Source organism: Phaeodactylibacter sp., from assembly GCF_040219495.1.
Lineage (GTDB): Bacteria > Bacteroidota > Bacteroidia > Chitinophagales > Saprospiraceae > Phaeodactylibacter.
Map to the genome: position 1 here is coordinate 1 of NZ_JAVJSK010000022.1, position 4255 is coordinate 4255.

The window sequence follows — 4255 nt, forward strand, 5'->3', positions numbered from 1 at the left end:
ACGCTAAGCGCAGAAAACGCGCCTTGTAGGTTGCTGCCGTAAGCGAACGCACAAGCGAATAGGAACCAGCCGCACAAGCGAGTAAGATAGAAACGCTAAGATTTCTAACGCAGCAAGATACACCGCGCCCGGAAAAAGCTAAACCCCGACATTAAGAGAGAGCACGAACGCCCCGTATTAAAAGGCTTTGAGGGTAGTTTCGCCGCACTTGGAGGGAGATGCTCTTTTGTTACTTTTGGAGCGCCAAAAGTAAGAAGAAACTGAAGTGAGATAACTTACGAATCCAATTTTAAGAAAGTTATGTTGCCCAGGAAAGGATTAGGGGGCCAGGCTAGGTCACCCGGGAGGGAGACAGCGAGCTGTCTTTTCAGTGGCGCGTGTACAGCTAGGGTACGGCCAGCCTGGGAGCGAAGGCAGCTCGCTGCCGGTAGAGTTGTCGCCCCTGCTCGCGCTCAACCTCAACCTCAACCTCAACCTCAACCTTAACCTCAGCCTTAACCTCAACCTTAACCTCAACCTTAATCTCAACCCCAACCTCCCTCGGGCGACCCAGCTAAAAGCAAAGTCGTCAGCCCTTACCCTTTTTACTTTAACCTTGAAATCACGATTTAAAAAAATTGCGCCGCAAAATCACCTCCCCCACCGCAGGAGCCAACCTATTCATCAACGCATTGAGCTTGCCCAAAGGCGTAAAAACGGACTTGAACGTCCGGTTTTCGATAATGCGGTACAAGCGTTTAGCCACCTGCTCCACCGGCTCCTGTTTGATGAAGCTCCGGTCGGGTTGCGGGATGATGCGGCCGTCACGGTCATAAATGACCTTTTGGGGGTCATTTTCGGTGAAACCGACGTAGGCGATCCCGACATGCACCTGATCGCGGTGCAATTCGATCTTCAGGGATTCCGCCAGTGCGGTCAGGGCCATTTTGGAAGCGGAATAGGCGGCGTGCCCGGGAATGCCCCGAATGGCAGCGGCACTGGAAATGAACAAGACACTCCCACGCTGCTGCCGGAGGTGGGGGAGGGCTGCCTGTGTCATAAAGACGCTGCCGAAATAGTTGACCTCCATTACTTTGCGGAGGACCTCCGGGCTGAGCTCAGCTAGGGTGCCCTCGGCGGAGATGCCGGCATTGTTGACCAGGATGTCGAGCCGCCCAAACCGGGCAATGGCCTGCTCCACTATGGCCTGACAGTCGGCTTCTTTGGAAACGTCGCCGGCGATTGCTGTGGCTTCGTGCCCGGCGTCCCGGAACCGTTGCAGGGTGTGCTGCAGGCGGCCGGCATTGCGGGCATTCAGGACTACCCTCACGCCCTGCTGTGCCATTAGGCGTGCCAAACTGAGGCCGATGCCCATACTGGAACCGGTAATTAGGGCGACTTTTTTGTTTTGGTCTTCCATTCGTCTGTTGATAATTCTAATGAGTATAACCATTGGCCCTGAGCCAGGCAAAAGACTCCCTGATCGCTTTCCGGATCGGCGTTTGGGGCATCTCCAGCTCGCGGACGGCTTTTTCGCAGTTGAAGCACTGCAGGTTGCAGCCAATGCGGGCCATGGCATAGCTGAGTACCGGCGGTTTGTTGGTCAGCTTCGCGTGGGCAGAGCCAAGCAGGCCCGCAAACTTGACCAGCGTAGCCGGGGCTTTAATCCGGGGCGCAGCGGTACCAGTGACTTCTGCAATCATTGCGAAAGCTTCCGGGTAGGTCAGGTTGGTGTTGCCCGCCAGGTAGCATTCGCCAATACGGCCTTTGGTCAATGCATTAACAGCGGCTACAGCCACATCCCGTACATGCACAAAATTCCGGCCACCGGGGGTGTAAAAAGGCAGTTTTCCGCTGCGGATCGCCAAAATCATTTTGCCGGCTCCGGGTTTTGAATCGTAGGGGCCGAGCATAAAAGTGGGGGCTAACACCAGCGCGGGCAGGGACCGTTCCTGTACAGCCCGCAGCACGGCCCGCTGTGCCAGGTATTTGGAGTCGATATAGTCAAGGCCGTATTGATTCCCGTTGAAGGGGCTGTTTTCATCGCCCGGTGCATGCCGGGAGCCGGGCGCGAAAGAGCTGCCGGAGCCAATATAAATGAAACGTTGTACCCGATGGTACAGGGCCGCTTCGATTATATTGCAGGTGCCATCGAGATTGACTTTGCGGACTAATGGGCTACGGTTGGGCCAGACATCCGTTAGTGCTGCTGCATGGATAACGGCCTCGCAGCCCGCTACCACCGACCGGATTACCCCGGCATCTAAAATATTGCCGAACCGTTTTTCGATCGGCAGGCCTTTCAGCGTGGGGGCAGCGTTATTGGGTAGTAGCAACGCACAGACCTGATAGCCCTGTTCCAGTAACACCCGGACGATGTTGCTGCCCAGCATCCCGTCTGCTCCGGTGACTAATACTCTCATTTACATTTGGTTTAAGCGGCTGTTGTTCCTGTTTTTATGGATGGTTTTAGCGGTTGGTTTTTCCGTAAAATGATCGTGCACAAAGGTGAAAATGAAAAAGGAGACGATAATCCAGAAGAAGTCAAACAGCCGTTCTAAAAGGCCGCAACAGAGATTGACGATTACATCAGAGAGGTTGTAGTAATCTTTGTTTTGCCGGTAGGCGATCGTCACTCCACCGCCACCATCAGCAGCAGTAGGGGGATGAGCAAAGCGATATATCCTAATTTTTCCATCTTTGATAATTACTAAAGATGACTGGGGTTTCATGAGCACGGGGTAATTGCAAGGGGATAAAGAGGCCAAATCCTCAGACGCTTGCAGTCATGAAAAATGAAATTATTCCAATCCACTTCATTTGTAGATACCGTGTAAAAATAAGTTTTTTTTGAGGATTCATGCCAAGCGGCATGTTTATGGTTCAGGCTGTTTGCCCCGGTAAAGGTGGTGCGAAATCGGGGTTAAGCGCTTTTTCGGCTCCCCGGTACATCAAATACATGCAGGAAGCCATTAGCAGGTGGCTGATATCGTGGTGGTTGAAGTAGACATGCAAGCTCAGTTGAGTATTGTAGGTGATCGCAGGCAGAAAAGAAAAGAGGATGGCAAGCGTCAGGGCGCGGCTCCCGGGGTGGTTCGTTTTCCGGTAGTGATAAGCCTGCAGGGTGAGCACGACCCCAACGAGGCCAACGGCTGCATTGATTTGGGTGACGAGAAAGCGCTGGGTGGCAAGCGTCAGGATCCAGAACATCAGGTATTTGGCCAAAGTGCCCACTGATAACCATTGGTAGGCCCGGTCCGTAATTTCCGAACGTACAAACAACAAGGTGGCCCATTCGATCATCAGGATCCCGGTTGCGCTGAAGGCCCAGCCCACGATTTTCCACTCGAAGCTAAAGAGGTAAAGGAAGGCATGCCCAATCAATGCGGCGCAGGTCATTGCAATGCCTGTCAGTAAAAAGTAAGAGCGGAAGAGCTGGTACATCCGCCCGGATTGGCGGAGCTGGCTCAATCGGTAGAATGCGTAAAAACATACGGCTGCCGTAACGAAGTCCGTCAGGGAGGTGACCGGCTCGAGTATCTGTATGCCCAATAATTCTATGGGAGGAGAGTCGCCCATTTTGGATTGGTTTTATTCAAAGTGGTTTCCACTACCATGAAAATAAGGGCCAATCTAGGGAAAATATTCTTTGGTTGATGGTGGGCGGTGGGTTTTATCTCTCCTTTGGCTATGGTGGGGGGCTTGGAAGTATAAAGGTTAAAGTATAAAGGTTAAAGGGGCGAGCGGTGCCGGTCGTTTGGTCTTGTGTGCAAATCTCACGTGTTCTTTTCCTGGATGGACCTGCCTTCGTTAACAGCTATGGTAGGTGGTGGGTGTTGTGGTTTTATGGTATTGTGGGGGGGCTTGGAAGTATAAAGGTTAAAGTGTAAAGGTTAAAGGGGCGAGCGGTGCTGGTTGGTTGGTCTTGGAAGGTTAAAGTTTAGAGTGTAAAGTTTAGGGTTTAGGGGGGCGAGCGGTGCCGGTGGGTGTGGCAGTCATTGCAGTTGCCGCCCCAGCCTTTGCAGCCAGCACCGTGCATCCGGGGTGATCTGCCTCCTTCTTGCGGCAATGCGCAGTTTTTTCCACTACCAGCACGGCAAATGAGCAAAACGCCAACGGATTAAGAGGAAGCAACACGCTAAGCGCAGAAAACGCGCCTTGTAGGTTGCTGCCGTAAGCGAACGCACAAGCGAATAGGAACCAGCCGCACAAGCGAGTAAGATAGAAACGCTAAGATTTCTAACGCAGCAAGATACACCGCGCCCGGAAAAAGCTA

At 52.9% G+C, this 4255-nt stretch carries 4 protein-coding genes; all 4 read right to left on the reverse strand.

The window, feature by feature from the left end:
• Positions 1-601: 601 nt before the first annotated feature.
• The 4 genes from RIC19_RS03985 to RIC19_RS04000 all read right to left on the reverse strand — a co-directional run bounded on the left by RIC19_RS03985 (position 602) and on the right by RIC19_RS04000 (position 3558).
• Positions 602-1399: an SDR family oxidoreductase gene (locus RIC19_RS03985; protein WP_350176997.1), complete on the reverse strand. Its 798-nt coding sequence runs from the start codon at positions 1397-1399 to the stop codon at positions 602-604.
• A gap of 16 nt (positions 1400-1415) precedes the next feature.
• Positions 1416-2402, reverse strand: coding sequence for an NAD-dependent epimerase/dehydratase family protein (locus RIC19_RS03990; protein ID WP_350176998.1), 987 nt, complete (start codon positions 2400-2402; stop codon positions 1416-1418).
• The gene (locus RIC19_RS03995) at positions 2403-2711 is read right to left on the reverse strand and encodes a hypothetical protein (protein WP_350176999.1); all 309 of its coding nucleotides are present in this window, start codon (positions 2709-2711) and stop codon (positions 2403-2405) included.
• 151 nt (positions 2712-2862) lie between these two features.
• A complete protein-coding gene (locus RIC19_RS04000) occupies positions 2863-3558 on the reverse strand; it encodes a DUF6962 family protein (protein WP_350177000.1) in 696 nt (231 codons plus the stop codon).
• Positions 3559-4255 lie beyond the last annotated feature (697 nt).